11 protein-coding genes are annotated in these 16978 nt (G+C 61.1%); 7 read left to right on the top strand and 4 right to left on the bottom strand.

Annotation, left to right across the window (positions count from 1 at the left end; genetic code table 11):
* The first annotated feature begins 67 nt into the window (after window positions 1-67).
* Window positions 68-2602, top strand: coding sequence for a phosphoenolpyruvate--protein phosphotransferase (gene ptsP / locus N2A98_RS21615; RefSeq protein WP_275622622.1), 2535 nt, complete (start codon window positions 68-70; stop codon window positions 2600-2602).
* Between the two features lie 2 nt (window positions 2603-2604).
* Window positions 2605-2880 carry a PTS transporter subunit EIIB gene (locus N2A98_RS21610; protein WP_044268049.1) on the top strand — a complete coding sequence of 92 codons (276 nt, stop codon included), beginning with the start codon at window positions 2605-2607 and terminating at the stop codon, window positions 2878-2880.
* A 124-nt stretch (window positions 2881-3004) separates the two neighbouring features.
* Here N2A98_RS21610 and mltF read toward each other — a convergent pair whose 3' ends face one another.
* Entirely contained in the window at window positions 3005-4465 is a 1461-nt protein-coding gene (gene mltF / locus N2A98_RS21605) for a membrane-bound lytic murein transglycosylase MltF (protein ID WP_003193988.1), read from the bottom strand.
* Between the two features lie 286 nt (window positions 4466-4751).
* Between mltF and purL the strand changes: the two genes are divergently transcribed.
* From purL to N2A98_RS21585, 4 genes are all read left to right on the top strand, one after another.
* Window positions 4752-8648: a phosphoribosylformylglycinamidine synthase gene (gene purL / locus N2A98_RS21600; RefSeq protein WP_044268047.1), complete on the top strand. Its 3897-nt coding sequence runs from the start codon at window positions 4752-4754 to the stop codon at window positions 8646-8648.
* A 4-nt stretch (window positions 8649-8652) separates the two neighbouring features.
* Window positions 8653-8964: an NGG1p interacting factor 3 protein, NIF3 gene (locus tag N2A98_RS21595; protein ID WP_047711711.1), complete on the top strand. Its 312-nt coding sequence runs from the start codon at window positions 8653-8655 to the stop codon at window positions 8962-8964.
* Window positions 8965-9235: 271 nt separating this feature from the next.
* The gene (locus N2A98_RS21590) at window positions 9236-9682 is read left to right on the top strand and encodes a hypothetical protein (RefSeq protein WP_275622621.1); all 447 of its coding nucleotides are present in this window, start codon (window positions 9236-9238) and stop codon (window positions 9680-9682) included.
* A 1005-nt stretch (window positions 9683-10687) separates the two neighbouring features.
* Window positions 10688-10951 carry a DUF6124 family protein gene (locus tag N2A98_RS21585; RefSeq protein WP_275622620.1) on the top strand — a complete coding sequence of 88 codons (264 nt, stop codon included), beginning with the start codon at window positions 10688-10690 and terminating at the stop codon, window positions 10949-10951.
* A 653-nt stretch (window positions 10952-11604) separates the two neighbouring features.
* On the opposite strand, the gene N2A98_RS21580 is transcribed toward N2A98_RS21585, so the two are convergent.
* Window positions 11605-12072 (bottom strand): EF-hand domain-containing protein, encoded by a 468-nt coding sequence (locus tag N2A98_RS21580; RefSeq protein WP_275622619.1) that lies wholly within the window; start codon window positions 12070-12072, stop codon window positions 11605-11607.
* A gap of 289 nt (window positions 12073-12361) precedes the next feature.
* Here N2A98_RS21580 and N2A98_RS21575 point away from each other — a divergent pair, with 289 nt between their 5' ends.
* Window positions 12362-12646 carry a hypothetical protein gene (locus N2A98_RS21575; protein WP_044272421.1) on the top strand — a complete coding sequence of 95 codons (285 nt, stop codon included), beginning with the start codon at window positions 12362-12364 and terminating at the stop codon, window positions 12644-12646.
* A 78-nt stretch (window positions 12647-12724) separates the two neighbouring features.
* Here N2A98_RS21575 and nagE read toward each other — a convergent pair whose 3' ends face one another.
* Together nagE and ptsP (N2A98_RS21565) are read right to left on the bottom strand one after the other, a co-directional pair.
* Window positions 12725-14422 (bottom strand): N-acetylglucosamine-specific PTS transporter subunit IIBC, encoded by a 1698-nt coding sequence (nagE, locus tag N2A98_RS21570; protein WP_047711709.1) that lies wholly within the window; start codon window positions 14420-14422, stop codon window positions 12725-12727.
* A gap of 26 nt (window positions 14423-14448) precedes the next feature.
* Entirely contained in the window at window positions 14449-16959 is a 2511-nt protein-coding gene (ptsP, locus tag N2A98_RS21565) for a phosphoenolpyruvate--protein phosphotransferase (protein ID WP_275623630.1), read from the bottom strand.
* Window positions 16960-16978: the final 19 nt, after the last annotated feature.

Below are 16978 nucleotides of genomic sequence, written 5' to 3'. Positions count from 1 at the left end.
ACCTTCGTCATCCTCAACCTTGCATCGACTCAACGATTTTTAAAGAACAACACAAACAGGTGAAGTCATGACCACATCTCAACCCCTGGAACTGCTGGCACCCTTGTCCGGGGTTTTGCTGGCGCTGGACCAGGTGCCCGACCCGGTATTTTCCGGCCGCGTGATTGGCGATGGCCTGTGCATCGACCCCACCTCGCAAACCCTCTGCGCGCCGTTGACCGGGGTGATCAGCAACATTCAGGACAGCGGCCATGCGGTCAGTGTCACCGCCGATAACGGTGTGCAGGTGCTGCTGCATATTGGCCTGGATACCGTGAACCTGGCGGGCCAGGGCTTCACCCGGCTGGTCGAGGAGGGCCAACGGGTGGAGGCCGGACAGCCGCTGATCGAGTTCGATGCCGACTATGTCGCGCTCAATGCACGCAGCCTGCTGACCTTGATGCTCATTGTGAGCGGCGAGCCGTTTGTGCCGTTGGTGGCCGGTCAGGCGCTGGTCGAGTCCGGCCAGCCACTGTTGCAGGTCTCGCCGGGGCCGATGAAAGCTGAGGTGGACGAGGAGGAGGGCAATGCGCTGTTTTCCAAGCCAGTGACCCTGCCCAATGACAGCGGCTTGCACGCCCGCCCTGCGGCGGTGTTTGCCCAGGCGGCGAAGGGGTTCAGTTCCAGCATTTTCCTGCACAAGCAAACCCTGAGCGCGAATGCCAAGTCGCTTGTAGCGATCATGGCGCTGCAGACCTCCCAGGGCGACAGTGTGCAAGTGAGCGCGGCGGGGGAAGATGCCGAGGCGGCGATTCAGGCGCTGGTGGCGTTGTTGCTCGACGGCTGTGGCGAGACGCTGCCGGTAGCGGTCGAGAAAGTCAGCAAGCCCGCTGTGCCGGCGTCTTCGGCGTCCGTGTTGCGAGGCGTCTGTGCCTCGCCTGGCTCGGCGTTCGGCCAGGTTGTCCAAGTGGCTGAACCGGTGCTTGAGATTTCCGAAGCCGGTGCGGGAGAAACCTTCGAACGTACCGCATTGGCGCGTGGCCTGCGGGCGGCAAACGAGGCGTTGCAAGCGTTGCAGGCCAAGGCGGCCGGCAGCGCCCAGGCCGAGATCTTCCGCGCCCATCAGGAACTGCTTGAAGACCCGACCCTGCTTGAACAAGCCCATAGCCTGCTGGCCGAAGGCAAGAGCGCTGCCTTTGCCTGGAACACCGCCACAGTGGCGACCGCCAGACTCTTCGAAGGCTTGGGTAAAACGCTGCTGGCTGAGCGTGCGGCGGACTTGGCCGACGTCGGCCAGCGCGTACTCAAATTGATCCTGGGCGTGCCAGAGCGGTCCATGGAACTGCCGGAGTGTGCCATTCTGGTCGCTGAACAACTGACACCCTCACAAACCGCCGGCCTGGATACCAGCAAAGTGCTGGGCTTTGTCACGGTCGCCGGGGGCGCTACCAGTCACGTGGCCATCCTCGCCCGGGCCCTCGGCCTGCCATCCCTTTGCGGTGTACCCAGTCAAGTACTGGCCTTGGCCAACGGCAAACGGGTACTGCTCAATGCCGACAAAGGTGAGCTGCAGTTGGAGCCGAACCTGGCCGAAATCGAACAACTGCAGGCGGTGCGCCAACAGCAAAAGCTGCGGCTGCAGCGTGAAGTGGCACAGGCCTCACAGGCGGCGGTCACCCGCGACGGTCACCACGTCGAGGTCACAGCCAACGTCGCCTCATTGCAGGAAGTGGAGCAGTCCCTGACCCTGGGCGGTGAAGGCGTGGGCCTGCTGCGTTCGGAGTTCCTCTACCTGGAACGTAACCGTGCGCCGAGCGCAGAGGAGCAGGCCGACACCTACAGCGCCATCGCCCGCGCCCTCGGCACCGAACGAAATCTGGTGGTACGTACCCTGGATGTGGGCGGCGATAAACCCTTGGCCTATGTGCCGATGGACAGCGAGACCAACCCGTTCCTAGGCCTGCGCGGTATCCGCTTGTGCCTGGAACGCCCCGAACTGTTGCGTGAACAGTTACGTGCGATTCTTGCCAGCGCCGGCTTGGCGCGGCTGCATATCATGTTGCCGATGGTCAGCCTGCTGTCGGAGCTGCACCTGGCGCGCAAAATGCTCGAAGAGGAAGCACAGGCCCTTGGCCTGAGCGAACTGCCCAAGCTGGGCATCATGATCGAAGTGCCGAGCGCGGCGTTGATGGCGGATGTGTTTGCGCCCCATGTGGATTTCTTCTCCATCGGCACCAACGACCTCACCCAATACACCTTGGCCATGGACCGCGACCACCCGCGGCTGGCCAGCCAGGCCGACAGTTTTCACCCGGCGGTGCTGCGCCTGATCGACATCACCGTCAAGGCCGCCCATGCCCACGGCAAGTGGGTGGGCGTGTGTGGTGCGCTGGCGTCCGAAACCATGGCGGTGCCGGTGTTGATCGGTCTGGGTGTGGATGAGCTGTCGGTCAGCGTGCCGCTGATCCCCACCATCAAGGCCACCGTGCGCGAGCTGGACCTGCACGACTGCCAGATCATCGCCCGCCAGGTGCTGGGCCTGGAAGAAGCCGACCAAGTGCGCGAGGCCCTGCGCCTGTACCACGCGGCCACCGTTGAAACCTCACCTGTCGTGGAGCACTGAGCATGTTCGAGAAATTGCAGCGGGCGTTCTGGAAAGCCCTGACGCCTGATTTGGTGGCCGAGACGGTTACCGCGTCGACCCCCAGTCTGTTGTCGGCCGAGATGCTGAGTGCATTGGGCGGGGAGGGCAACGTCACGTCACAGCAGCGCGTGGCACTCACGCGGGTGCGGGTGCAGTTGCGGGAGGCGGGGCGTTTGGATGAGTCGGCGTTAAAGGCAGCGGGTATACCCGTGATGGTACTGCCGGGCGGCGTGGCCCACCTGCTCACCGGCCTCTAGGCCAAGTGAAGATCCAAATGTGGGAGCGGGCTTGCTCGCGAAGGCGGTGTGTCAGTCAGCACATGTATTGACTGATCCACCGCCTTCGCGAGCAAGCCCGCTCCCACATGAGTATGTGGTGTTTTTATAACTGTGGGGTGTCTTGCGCAGGCTTGGTCTTGTCCACGCCCGGCACATGCAGGTTGCCTTCCACCACCTGGTTACCTTCCAACTGCGGCTGGGTCACCCAGGTGAGGATGTCGTAGTAACGCCGGATGTTCGCCACAAAATGCACCGGCTCGCCGCCGCGGGCGTAGCCGTAGCGGGTCTTGCTGTACCACTGCTTCTGCGACAGGCGTGGCAGCATCTTCTTCACGTCCAGCCACTTGTTCGGGTTCAGGCCTTCTTTTTTCGCCAGGATGCGCGCGTCGTCCAGATGGCCGGTGCCCACGTTATAGGCGGCGAGGGCGAACCAGGTGCGGTCGGGTTCGGCGATCTTGTCGTCCAGCTCATCCTTGATCCGCGCCAGGTACTTGGCGCCGCCCATGATGCTCTGCTTGGGGTCCAGTCGGTTGGACACGCCCATCGCTTGGGCGGTGTTCTGAGTCAGCATCATCAGGCCGCGCACGCCGGTCTTGGACGTGACCGTGGGTTGCCACAGCGATTCCTGGTAACCAATGGCTGCCAATAAGCGCCAATCGACTTTCTCGGCCTTGGCATAGGCGCGAAAGTGCTTCTCGTACTTGGGCAAGCGTTGTTGCAGGTGTTGGGCAAAGGTATAGGCGCCGACATAGCCGAGGACATCGACATGCCCGTAGTAGCGATCCTTCAGACGCTGCAGGGTGCCATTCTTCTCGACCTTGTCCAGGTAACTGTTGATCTCGTTGAGCAGGCTGTTGTCTTCACCGGCCGCCACCGCCCAGCTCTGGTTGCTGGCATTGCCAAGGTCGAAGGCCACGCGCACGTTGGGGAAGTACACCTGGTTCATGGCCACTTCGTTGGAGTCCACCAGGGTCAGGTCGATTTGCCCTTCGTCGACCATGCGCAGCAAATCCACCACCTCAACGGCGTCGGATTCTTCGTATTCAATCGCCGGGTTCTGTTTTTTCAGCGCTGCCAGTTGTTCGGCGTGGGTGCTGCCCTTGAGCACCATGATCTTCTTGCCCACCAGGTCGGCGGCGTTGGTCGGGCGCGACTGGCCGTTGCGGTAGATGATCTGTGGGGTGACTTCAAGGTACGGGTGGGAAAAGCGCACCTGCTGCTGGCGCTGATCGCTGCTCACCAGGCCGGCGGCGGCGAGCACCGGGCCGTTGGGTTTGCTCAACTGGTTGAACAGGTCGTCAAGGTTGTCGGCCGTCTCGATTTCCAGTTTCACGCCCAGGTCGTCGGCAAAGCGCTTGACCAGTTCGTATTCGAAGCCGGTTTCACCGTTGCGATCCTGGAAATACGTCGCGGGACTGTTGCGAGTGACCACCCGCAATACGCCATCCTCCTTGATTCGCTCCAGTGTGCTGGGTTTATCAACACAGGCACTGAGCATCAGGAAGAGCAAGGTGGCGATGAGCCATTTGACGCATCGCAGGCGCGAAACAGTTGGGAAGAACATCTGCGCAGTATACGCAAACGGCTCACGGCGCCATATCTCGACAGCGGCGCACTTGTCTGCTAGCCAGCGCAAAACTGTGCTGCAGCCCGCAGAAACGGGGGTTGGCGAGCGTTTGTGACGGTTAAAATAACTGCGCCCAATGCCCTGGATAACGCCGTGATCGCAGGCAAAGCGTGCCAACTGACGTTCGGCGGCGGCCACCGGTAGCGTTTCGGGTGCCGTTGGCGAAGGTTTACGCTAGAATGCACGGCCTCAAAGCACACCCCTTCCCGAGGCTGTCCCGAAGATGTTGATCCTGCGCGGCGCTCCTGCCCTTTCTGCCTTTCGCCACAGCAAACTCCTTGAGCAACTGAGCCAGAAGGTTCCAGCTGTTACAGGCCTGTACGCTGAATTTGCTCACTTCGCCGACGTAACCGGCGTCTTGACCGCCGACGAACAGCAAGTGCTGGCACGCCTTCTGAAGTACGGCCCAAGCGTTCCCGTTCAAGAGCCGACTGGCCGCTTGTTCCTGGTTCTGCCGCGGTTCGGCACCATCTCGCCCTGGTCAAGCAAGGCCAGCGACATCGCCCGCAACTGCGGCCTGGATAAAATCCAGCGCCTGGAACGTGGGATCGCCTTCTACGTGGCTGGCCAGTTCAGCGACGCCGAGGCCGAGTTGATCGCCAGCAGCCTGCACGACCGCATGACCCAGATCATCGTCAGCCAGTTGGAACAGGCTGCCGGCCTGTTCAGCCACGCCGAACCCAAGCCGCTCACCGCCATTGACGTGCTGGGCGGTGGCCGCGCCGCCCTCGAGAAGGCCAACACCGAGCTGGGCCTGGCCCTGGCCGAAGACGAGATCGACTACCTGGTCAACGCCTTCAACGGCTTGAAGCGCAACCCCCACGACATCGAACTGATGATGTTCGCCCAGGCCAACTCCGAGCACTGCCGTCACAAGATCTTCAACGCCAGTTGGGACATCGACGGCCAAAGCCAGGAAAAAAGCCTGTTCGGCATGATCAAGAACACCTACGTGATGCACAGCGAAGGCGTTCTGTCGGCTTATAAGGACAACGCCTCGGTGATCGTCGGCTCCGTCGCCGGCCGTTTCTTCCCCGACCCTGAAACCCGCCAATACGGCGCGGTGCAGGAGCCGGTGCACATCCTGATGAAGGTTGAAACCCACAACCACCCGACCGCGATTGCCCCGTTCCCGGGCGCAGCCACAGGTTCCGGCGGCGAAATCCGCGATGAAGGTGCCACCGGCCGTGGCGCCAAGCCCAAGGCGGGCCTCACCGGTTTCACCGTGTCCAACCTGCAGATCCCGGGCTTCGAACAGCCGTGGGAAGTGCCGTACGGCAAGCCTGAGCGCATCGTCACCGCGCTGGACATCATGATCGAAGGCCCGCTGGGCGGCGCCGCGTTCAACAACGAATTCGGGCGCCCGGCGCTCACCGGCTACTTCCGGACCTTCGAGCAGTCCATCACCACCCCGCGTGGCGATGAAGTGCGCGGCTACCACAAGCCGATCATGTTGGCCGGCGGCATGGGCAACATCCGTGAAGAACACGTCAAGAAAGGCGAGATTCTGGTTGGCTCCAAGCTGATCGTGCTCGGCGGCCCGGCGATGTTGATCGGCCTGGGCGGCGGTGCGGCTTCTTCCATGGCCACCGGCACCAGCTCGGCAGACCTGGATTTTGCTTCCGTACAGCGCGAAAACCCTGAGATGGAGCGCCGCTGCCAGGAAGTCATCGACCGTTGCTGGCAGTTGGGTGACAAGAACCCGATCAGCTTCATCCATGACGTCGGCGCCGGTGGTTTGTCCAACGCCTTCCCGGAACTGGTCAACGACGGCGACCGTGGTGGCCGTTTCGAACTGCGCAACATTCCAAACGACGAGCCGGGCATGGCCCCGCACGAAATCTGGAGCAACGAATCCCAGGAACGCTACGTACTGGCCGTCGGCCCTGAAGACTTCGCACGCTTCCAGGCCATCTGCGAACGCGAGCGTTGCCCGTTTGCCGTGGTCGGCGAAGCCACTGCCGAGCCACAACTGACGGTCACCGACAGCCACTTCGGCAACAGCCCGGTGGACATGCCGCTCGAAGTGCTGCTGGGCAAGGCTCCGCGCATGCACCGTTCGGCGGTACGTGAAAGCGAACTGGGCGATGACTTCGACCCAAGCACACTGGACCTGGCCAACAGCATCGAACGCGTGCTGCACCACCCGGCCGTGGCGAGCAAAAGCTTTTTGATCACCATCGGCGACCGCACCATCACCGGCCTGGTTGCCCGTGACCAAATGGTCGGCCCATGGCAAGTGCCGGTGGCCGACGTTGCCGTCACCGCCACCAGCTTCGACGTGTACACCGGTGAAGCCATGGCCATGGGCGAGCGCACACCGCTGGCCTTGCTGGACGCTCCGGCGTCGGGCCGCATGGCCATTGGTGAAACCCTCACCAACATCGCGGCCTCGCGTATCGGCAAGCTGTCCGACATCAAACTGTCGGCCAACTGGATGTCCGCTGCCGGCCACCCGGGTGAAGATGCGCGCCTGTACGACACGGTCAAAGCCGTCGGCATGGAGCTGTGCCCGGAGCTGGGTATCACCATTCCGGTGGGCAAGGACTCCATGTCCATGGCCACCCGTTGGAACGAAGACGGCACCGACAAGAGCGTCACGTCGCCGCTGTCGTTGATCGTCACCGGTTTTGCGCCGGTCACCGACATTCGCCAGACCCTGACCCCGCAACTGCGCATGGACAAGGGCACCACTGACTTGATCCTGATCGACCTGGGCCGTGGCCAGAACCGCATGGGCGCCTCGATCCTGGCGCAAACCCACGGCAAGCTCGGCAAGCAGGCCCCGGACGTCGATGACGCCGAAGACCTCAAAGCCTTCTTTGCCGTGATCCAGGGCCTGAATGCCGACGGCCACCTGCTGGCTTACCACGACCGTTCCGACGGTGGTTTGCTGACCAGCGTTGTCGAAATGGCCTTCGCCGGTCACTGCGGCCTGAACATCGTGCTCGACAGCGTTGCCGAGGATGCTGCCGAAATCAACGGCATCCTGTTCAACGAAGAGCTGGGCGCGGTGATTCAGGTGCGCCAGGACGCGACCCCAGACGTGCTCGCGCAGTTCAGCGCCGCTGGCCTGGCCGAGTGCGTGGCGGTGATTGGCCAGCCGATCAACAACGGCGAAGTCAATATCTCGTTCAACGGCGACACGGTCTTTACCGGCCAGCGCCGCTTGCTGCAACGCCAGTGGGCCGAGACCAGCTACCAGATCCAACGCCTGCGCGATAACGCCGACTGCGCCGAGCAGGAATTCGACGTGATCCTGGAAGAAGACAACCCGGGCCTGAGCACCATGCTCAGCTTCGACGTCAACCAGGACATCGCCGCGCCTTACATCAAGAAGGGCATCCGCCCACAGGTTGCCGTGCTGCGTGAGCAGGGCGTCAACGGCCAGGTGGAAATGGCGGCCGCGTTCGACCGCGCCGGCTTCAATGCGATCGACGTGCACATGAGCGACATCCTCGCCGGTCGCGTTGACCTCAACGAGTTCAAAGGCCTGGTGGCCTGCGGTGGTTTCTCCTACGGCGACGTGCTGGGTGCCGGTGAAGGCTGGGCCAAGTCGGCCCTGTTCAACAGCCGTGCCCGCGACGCGTTCCAGGGCTTCTTCGAACGCAACGACAGCTTCACCCTGGGTGTGTGCAACGGTTGCCAGATGATGTCCAATCTCAGCGAACTGATCCCGGGCAGCGAGTTCTGGCCGCACTTTGTGCGCAACCGTTCCGAGCAGTTCGAAGCCCGTGTTGCCATGGTGCAGGTGCAGGAGTCCAACTCGATCTTCCTGCAGGGCATGGCCGGTTCGCGCATGCCAATCGCCATCGCCCATGGTGAAGGCCACGCCGAATTCAGCAGCGAAGAAGCGCTGCTTGAAGCCGACCTGTCCGGCACCGTGGCCCTGCGCTTTGTCGATAACCATGGCAAGGTCACCGAAAACTACCCGGCCAACCCGAACGGCTCGCCGCGCGGGATCACCGGCCTCACCAGCCGCGACGGCCGCGTGACCATCATGATGCCGCACCCGGAGCGCGTATTCCGCGCCGTGCAAAACTCGTGGCGTCCGGAAGAGTGGAACGAAGACGGCGCCTGGATGCGCATGTTCCGCAACGCCCGCGTGTGGGTGAACTAAGGCCGTGTACAAGCTCGCCTTCTTCGTGCCCGACAGCCATGTAGAGACGGTGAAAACCGCCGTCTTCACCGCTGGCGGCGGGCGCATCGGCGACTACGACAGCTGCGCCTGGCAAGTGCTGGGCCAAGGCCAATTCCGCGCGTTGGACGGCAGTCAGCCGTTTATCGGGCAGGTGGGCCAGGTTGAAGTAGTTGAAGAGTGGAAGGTTGAGTTGGTGGTGGCAGATGAATTGATCGTGGCCGCTGTGGCTGCTTTGAAACTCAGTCACCCGTATGAGACACCGGCGTATGAGGTGTGGCAGTTGGCGGATTTTTGATCGGCTGGCTGCATAAACACGAAACCCGCTGGGCCAGTTTGGCCGGCGGGTTTTTTATTGGCTGTGAGGGCCTCATCGCGGGCAAGCCCGGCTCCCACAGTTTGATCGTGTTGTCCTGTCATGCATCAACCCACTGTGGGGAGCTGGCTTGCCTGCGATGGCGGTGGTGCAGGCACCTCAGACTTTTCTGACAAGCCTTTCAGGTTGTCCCTCGGAACCTGTCTCAATAGCCTTCTTCGGTCGCTGTCAGTTCATTATTTGGAGGCTGCGGATGGCGAAGCCTTTTAACGGTCCAGTCCTCTCGTCCGCCTTGGACACACTGGTCAAAAGCCCTTTGAACCAGGCTGATGATGCTGCCCTGGTCAGTGCAGCGAAGGCTGTGTGGTATTCGGATACGAATCTTGTGGGCGAGGTGAGGGCGTTCATGGAGGAACACTCCAGTGAGTTGGAGCTTCGTCGCGCGGGTTATTTGCTTGAGCGATTCACGCGCTTTTCGTGCGCGACAGATAATCGGGTAAAGGAAGCGTTGAAGGCGCTTGAACTGTTTTCAGCTTCCAGGCAATACGTGAAACCACAAGGCGCTGTTGCGTTGCGCAGTCGCCGTGACGATCTCGCAATGTCTTGGGGGTTGAGTGAGGGACTGGGTTTGAAGGTTCAGGCCTTGATGCCTTTTCAGACCCGCCATTACGAAGCGCAGCAACGCGCAGCGTCTGCCTAGGCGGACGTCAAATGACAAGTGTGTGAAACAAGAAACCCGCTGGGCCAGTTTGGCCGGCGGGTTTTTTGTTGTCTGCAATGGCCTCATCGCGGCATAGGTATCTACACAACTCTGTAGCGCCCCAACGGTAACCACGATGCGAAGCGAGCCGCTCTTGATCTTGATCTGCTTTTGATCTCAGGCGCCCCGTTAAACCACGCTGGCCGAACGCAGGCTTGAATTCGTGGGTAACCCGGCAGGACGCCGGGTTAGCCGCCCCGCGCCATGGATGGCGCGTGGCGGCGGCCCACGGATTCAAGCCTGTGTTCGGGCACACCGAGCCTAAGCGAGGTGCCGAGTGGTGGGGCAAGAGCGTTTTGCTTACTTTTGCGCTTTTCAAAAGTGAGCCGCTGTCAGAGCGGAACCTTAGGTGGCCGTTACCGCAGGAATGGATATGTACACGGTCCAACTGTGTTAACTGTTAGGCCGTCTTCGCGAGCAAGCCCGCTCCCACATTTGGATCGTGGGGTGTCAGGTAGATAGGCGTCGGCTGTCTAATCGTCACGGGAGCAAGCTCCCTCGCCACAGATTTAGCTTCGTGCCGAAGTTGTGTATAGCTATGCTCATCGCGGGCAAGCCCGGCTCCCACAGTTTGAACGTGTTGTCCTGTCATGCATCACCCCACTGTGGGAGCTGGCTTGCCTGCGATGGCGCCGGTGCAGGCGCCTCAGAACTTTCCGACAATCCTTTCAGGTTGTCCCTCAGAACGGGTACCACTAACCTTCGTCGGTCGCTGCCAATTCAGCGACCGGGACTGCAAGCCCGCCGAAACCTCACCAGTTAGTCACAAGCGCCTTTATAATTGCGGCGCTTTTTCATGGTCGCCATTTATGGCGGCTGTGTGCGGGAGACCTTCGGGTCTACCGAGACTTGCTGGTGATTCTCGGTCTTGCAGGCCCGCACACAGCTGCCACCCATCATCTGCAAGTGATGCTGGTAGTCCTTACTTCACACCAGAGGTTTACCATGATCAAAGACAGCCCAAATCCCCCATCTGATTCTCTGCCCACCGACCAAATCTTCACCGTCCTAACCAACCTGAACAGCGAAACCCTGCTCGCCAACGCCTCCCAAGACCTGGCTTCCGTACAGGCGCTGGCGGGTAATCTGGCTTTTGAAATCGACGGCCCGCACCGTGATGCGGTGCTGGGGATTCATCGGATGGTGGAGGGCATTCAGTTGATGGTGGATCGAGTTCTGGATCTCCAGGAAGTACCCATCAGTAACTGAACCCTCGCCATAGGGTTGATCGTTCCCGCGCTCTACGTGGGAGCGATCGGTATATTCACAGCTCAAAATGTGGGAGCTGGCTTGCCTGCGATGAGCATAGGTATCTACACAACTCTGTAGCAGTCGACGGCAACCACGATGCGAAGCGAGTTGCTCTTGATCTTGATCTGCTTGTGATCTTGATCTCAGGCGCCCCGTTAAACCACGCTGGCCGAACGCAGGCTTGAATTCGTGGGTAACCCGGCAGGACGCCGGGTTAGCCGCCCCGCGCCATGGATGGCGCGTGGCGGCGGCCCACGGATTCAAGTCTGCGTTCGGGCACACCGAGCCTAAGCGAGGTGCCGAGTGGTGGGGCAAGAGCGTTTTGCTTACTTTTGCGCTTTTCAAAAGTGAGCCGCCGTCAGGGCGGAACCCTAAGTGGCCGTTACCTAAATAACGGATATGTACGCGGTCAAATCCAACATCCCGGTCGGCTGTCAGGCCGTCTTCGCAGGCAAGCCAGCTCCCACAATAAGATCGTGGGGCGTCAGGTAGATAGGCGTCGGCTATCCGGTCGTCACGGGAGCAAGCTCCCTCACCACAGGTTCAGCGTCGTAACGAAATTGTGTAGATGCCTATGCTGCGATGAGGCCAGTTCAGGCAGTGATGGACTGTCAGTGTTCAAACTGGCGGATAAGGCTGATGAACAGTTCGTTCCAGGTGATTTCCCGATCCTGATCAATATCGTAATGCTGGGTCAGGTGAGTGATGGCGCTCTCAATATCGTAGCCACTGTAGTTCTGATTTTTCAGCGCCTCGGTGATCTCAATGGTTGACGCTTTGCCATCATTGTTGGTGTCGTATTCTTTGAAGGTTTTATCCAGATTTTCCAGCATCTGGAGATAAGCGACCTTACGGCCTAGGACATCGTTGACATAATCGACGAGGAATTCGAACCACGTAATTTCACCATTGTGATCGGGGTCCAGTTCATTCAGCGCCTCATCAATGGTGTTGTCTGAAACTCCATAGCCTTTCAGCGCCTGTCGGTATTCATCTGCTGTTAACAGGCCGTCATGGTTCGCGTCATTTCTTTCAAAGTCACGACGAGCGATTTCTAATTTTTCGACAGTGATAGCCATTGCCGCATCTCCAGACTCAGTCAATAAGAATCAGGGCGACGGCTACACGGGAGTACTGTCCTGTCAGCCAAGACTAGTGCTCGCTTTCTCGAATATCTACTGTGAGATCTGACAGTAGACACGTAACCGATCGGTCAGGCGTTGATTGGTCGGGTAACCAACCGCTCCAACGCCTCGCCCAACCACTAAAGTGGCCCGAACCGCTCATCGAAACTGTTATTTCTAACAGTTACCCCTGTTCGCCAATAATGGCTCACTGGCTCCTCACTTACGCAGATGGAGAATGATCATGGTTGTTTTGATTACCAGCGTTAAAACGGCAGGTGGGCAAGAGATTCCAAGTGGCGGCAATACGCCTCGTAGAACTTTGATCTTTACCGGTCGCGTCTCTGTTTCTGGGCTTGTTGATATCAAAGATGGCCCGCAAGGGCAGGTCTTAGGGAGTGCGCAAGCCACGGCTGGTACCCCCTTCGAAGTTACTGTGAACAATTTGGATGCCAAGAAATACGAGTTCGTGGCCGTTAACAGAGATACACAAGATAGCTCGGAACCATGGGTGATCACGGTTACTTAAGACGCTTACTAATGTTTGATCGTTCCCACGCTCTGCGTGGGAACGCATCCCGTGACGCTCTGCGTCACCCTTGCGCCGTCAGGCATTGATCGGGTGAGTCACCAACCGCTCCAGCGCTTCACCCAACCCCGATGCCTTGTCACCCATCAACAGGTGCCAAACACCGCTCTCAAGCTGACTCACACCCTGACAGCCCAGCGCAGTGAGCTGAGCCTCAGACAACCGCGAATCATCCCCCAACTCCACCCGCAACCGGGTCATCGCTACCGCTTCCAGATGGCGCACATTCCCCCGGCCACCCAAGGCACTCAGCCACTTCTCAGCCTCCTGCACATTCACCGTTACCGGCTTATCCACAGGTGCAACCGCTACAGGCGCTGCGGCAATAAACCCCGGCATCGCTAAGCGAATTTCATCGGCAATGCTATCGGCCATCGGCCCAACCACCACCTGCAAACTCCCCCCATTCCCCGGCCGCACCACAGCCATGGCACCCAGCGCTTTGAGCTGCGCATCCACCGCCTTGTTGCGATCCACCATGTCCAAGCGCAGCCGCGTGGTACAAGCACCCACACTCAGCAAGTTCTCAGCGCCGCCCAACGCCTGGATATAAGCCGTCGCACGCTGGTTATCACTCATCGCTTCAGCCTGCACCACCTGGATGTCTTCACGGCCCGGTGTCTTCAGGTTGAAGCGGCGGATGCAGTAGCTGAACACGCTGTAGTAGATCACCGCGTAGGCCAGGCCCACCGGTACCACCAGCCAGCCATTGGTGGACTTGCCCCAGCCCAGCACCATGTCGATAAACCCACCGGAGAAGGTAAAGCCCAGGTGGATATTCAGCAGGTCGGTGACCGCCATCGACAGGCCGGTGAGCAGCGCGTGGATCAGGTACAGAAATGGCGCCAGGAACATGAAGGCAAATTCAATCGGTTCGGTCACGCCGGTGAGGAACGAGGTCAGCGCCATCGACAGGAAAATCCCGCCCATTACTTTACGCCGCTCAGGCAGCGCATTGCGGTACATCGCCAGGCACGCGGCGGGCAGGCCGAACAGCATCACCGGGAACATGCCAGTCATGAACTGGCCGCCTTTGGGGTCGCCGGCAAAGTAGCGGGTCAGGTCGCCCGTGACCACCGCGCCGGTTACCGGGTCGGTAAAGCTGCCGAACACGAACCACGCCATGTTGTTAAGGATGTGATGCAAGCCGGTGACGATCAGCAGGCGGTTGAACACGCCAAACACGAACGCACCGAGGCTGCCGCTTTCCATCAGCAGCACGCCGAAGCTGTTGATGCCGTGCTGGATCGGCGGCCAGATCAGGCCGAAAATCACGCCCAGGCCCACCGCGCTGAAGCCGGTGACAATCGGTACAAACCGTCGACCACCGAAGAACGCCAGGTATTCCGGCAACTTGATGTCCTTGAAGCGGTTGTACAGCCCACCGGCCATCAGGCCGCTGGCGATACCGGCGAGCATGCCCATGTTGATGGTGGTGTCCATCACCTTGAGCGTGGAGATCATCACCAGGTAGCCAATCGCCCCGGCCAGGCCCGCAGTGCCGTTGTTGTCACGGGCAAACCCCACGGCAATGCCGATGGCAAAGATCAGCGCCAGGTTGGCGAAGATCGCCTGGCCGGCGTCGTGCATCACCGCAATGTTGAGCAAGTCGGTGTCGCCCAGGCGCAGCAACAGGCCGGCAATCGGCAGGATCGCGATCGGCAGCATCAAGGCACGGCCCAGGCGTTGCAGGCCTTCGATAAAGTGTTGGTACATGGCGTGTCTCCCTATTCTTGTTGTTTTCAGCTCAGCGGCCAGTGGTGTTGACAGGCTTGGCGAACGGCCTTGGCGCTGCTCAGGTTGAGCAGCTCCTGGCTCAGTTGCCGGCATTGCGCCGCGTCCAGGTGGCGAACGCGGTCCTTGATCTCTCCGATCTGCGGCGGGCTCACCGACAGCTCACTGACACCCAGGCCGACCAGCACCGGCGTAGCCAGCGGGTCAGAGGCCAGCGCGCCGCACACGCCAACCCAACGGCCATGCTTGGCTGCGCCGGCGCAGGTTTGCGCGATCAGCCGCAACAACGCCGGGTGCAGCGCGTCGACACGGGCGGCCAGGCCTGCGTGGTCGCGGTCCATGGCCAGGGTGTACTGGGAAAGGTCATTGGTGCCGATGGACAAAAAGTCCGCATGCTCGGCGAGCTTTTCGGCCATCAGCGCGGCGGCGGGCACTTCGATCATCACCCCCAGTTCGGGGCGCTCGGTCAGTGCCAGCTCCACACACAACTCATCCAGGCGCTGACGAATCTGCAGCAGTTCATCCACCTCGCTGACCATCGGCAGCAGGATGCGGCAACGCCCCAGCGGCGAGACTTGCAGCAAGGCACGCAGTTGCTGGTCGAGCAGTTCCGGGCGTACCTGGGCCATGCGAATGCCGCGCAGGCCCAGCACCGGGTTGGCCTCGACGGGCAGCGGCAGGTAGTCGAGTTGCTTGTCGCCGCCCACATCGATGGTGCGGATGATCACCGACTTGTCACCCATGGCGTCTAGCACAGCCTGATAAGCCTGGCGTTGTTCCTGCTCATCCGGCGCGGTGCGACGGTCGACAAACAGGAATTCGGTGCGCAGCAGGCCGACGCCATCGGCGCCGTTTGCAAACGCCAGTTGGGCTTCGCTGCTGGAGGCGACATTGGCGGCGATTTCGATGGTCACGCCATCGCGGGTACTCGCCGCTTGCTGGGCTTGGGCCTGCTGTTGCTGACGTCGTAGTTTTTGTGTTTCGCGAATCTGGTGCACTTCGGCATGGCGCGCGTCGCTGGGGGCCAGTTCCAGGCGGCCATTGGCGGCGTCGAGCACCACCCGTTGGCCTTGGGGCACGTTGAGCACTTCATCGCCCAATGCCACCACACAGGGCAAGCCTTTGCCCCGCGCCAAAATGGCCACATGGGAGGTCGCGCCGCCTTCGGCCATGCAGATGCCCGCTGCGTTTTGCGTGCTCAGTTGCAGCAAGTCCGAGGGCGTCAGTTCATGGGCGCTGACAATCGCCCCGGCCGGCAATTCGAAGTGCCAGGCTTCACCCAGCAACGCACGCAATACCCGTTGTTGCAGGTCGCGCAGGTCGTTGGCGCGCTCGGCGAACAGCGGCTTGCCCAAGGCCAGCAGCACGGCGCATTGGGCCTGGATCGCATCGCGCCAGGCGTGGGTGGCGGCGCTGCCCTGTGCGATGGCGGCGGTGGCCGCGTCGAGCAATGCGGGGTCTTCCAGCAGGGCGAGGTGGGCGGCGAAGATCTCTTCTTCTTCGACATTCTTGCATTGGCGAGCGTGGTCCAGGGTGCTGCGGATTTCACCGCGCACTTGTTCAAGGGCCGCATCCAGCTGTTGCCGTTGCTCGCCGACATTATGGCTGCCGGTGTCTTGCGGTAGCTCGATGCCCGTGAGGCGGAACAACGGCCCACACACCAGGCCCGGTGCCGCGCACACGCCTTGCAGTACATTGGCTTCTGTATTCACGCGGCGGGGCGTGGCCACGACCGGCGCGTGATGTTCATCGTGCACCACCACAGACAGCGCGGTAATCAGTGCCTGCAACGCGGCGTCGCAATCGGTGCCACGGCAGGTCACCCGCACCTCGTCGCCTTCGCCAATGCCCAGCCCCATCAGGCCGATCAGGCTGTCACACGCCGCTGACTTATCGCCGATGTGCAGCTGCGATTGGCTGCTGAAACCTTGCGCGGTCTTGCGCACCAGTGCGGCAGGGCGCGCATGCAAACCGCCGCGGTGGGTGATGCGCACGCTGGCGCTGGCTTCGGCGCTGGAGTTATCCACAGCTGCTTGCACGGCGGTGGCCGACCGCGGGGCCAACTGCATCAGCGGCTCGCCGGCCTTGACGCTTTTCACTGCCAGAGGCGTCAGCGCAAAACGCTCGCTGTTGGTGAGGATGATCAGGCTCACCAGGCTCTTGCACTGGCGCGCAATGCGGTCCAGGTCAAACCGTACCAGTGCCTGGCCTTGGCTTACCCGTGCGCCTTCCTTCACCAGCAAGGCAAAGCCTTCGCCATTGAGTTGCACGGTGTCGATGCCGATGTGCATCAACACTTCGGCACCGTTGTCGGCGCGCAGGGTCAGGGCATGCCCGGTGCGGGCGACATGGATGATCACGCCGTCACAGGGCGCCTGCAGGCAATCGTTCAGCGGGTCGATAGCGAGACCGTCGCCCATGGCACCGCTGGCGAACACTTCGTCGGGGACGCGGCTCAGGGCCAGCACCGGCCCACTCAAGGGGGCGCTAAGGGTCAATGGATTATTGTTGTTGGGCATGGGCACGGTACTCATCAGG

Origin of the sequence: Pseudomonas sp. FJ2-5-13 (assembly GCF_029201605.1) — a bacterium.
Classification (GTDB): domain Bacteria; phylum Pseudomonadota; class Gammaproteobacteria; order Pseudomonadales; family Pseudomonadaceae; genus Aquipseudomonas; species Aquipseudomonas lactis.
The sequence above is the reverse complement of the archived record's forward strand: the minus strand, read 5'-3'. Positions and strand labels throughout refer to the sequence as shown.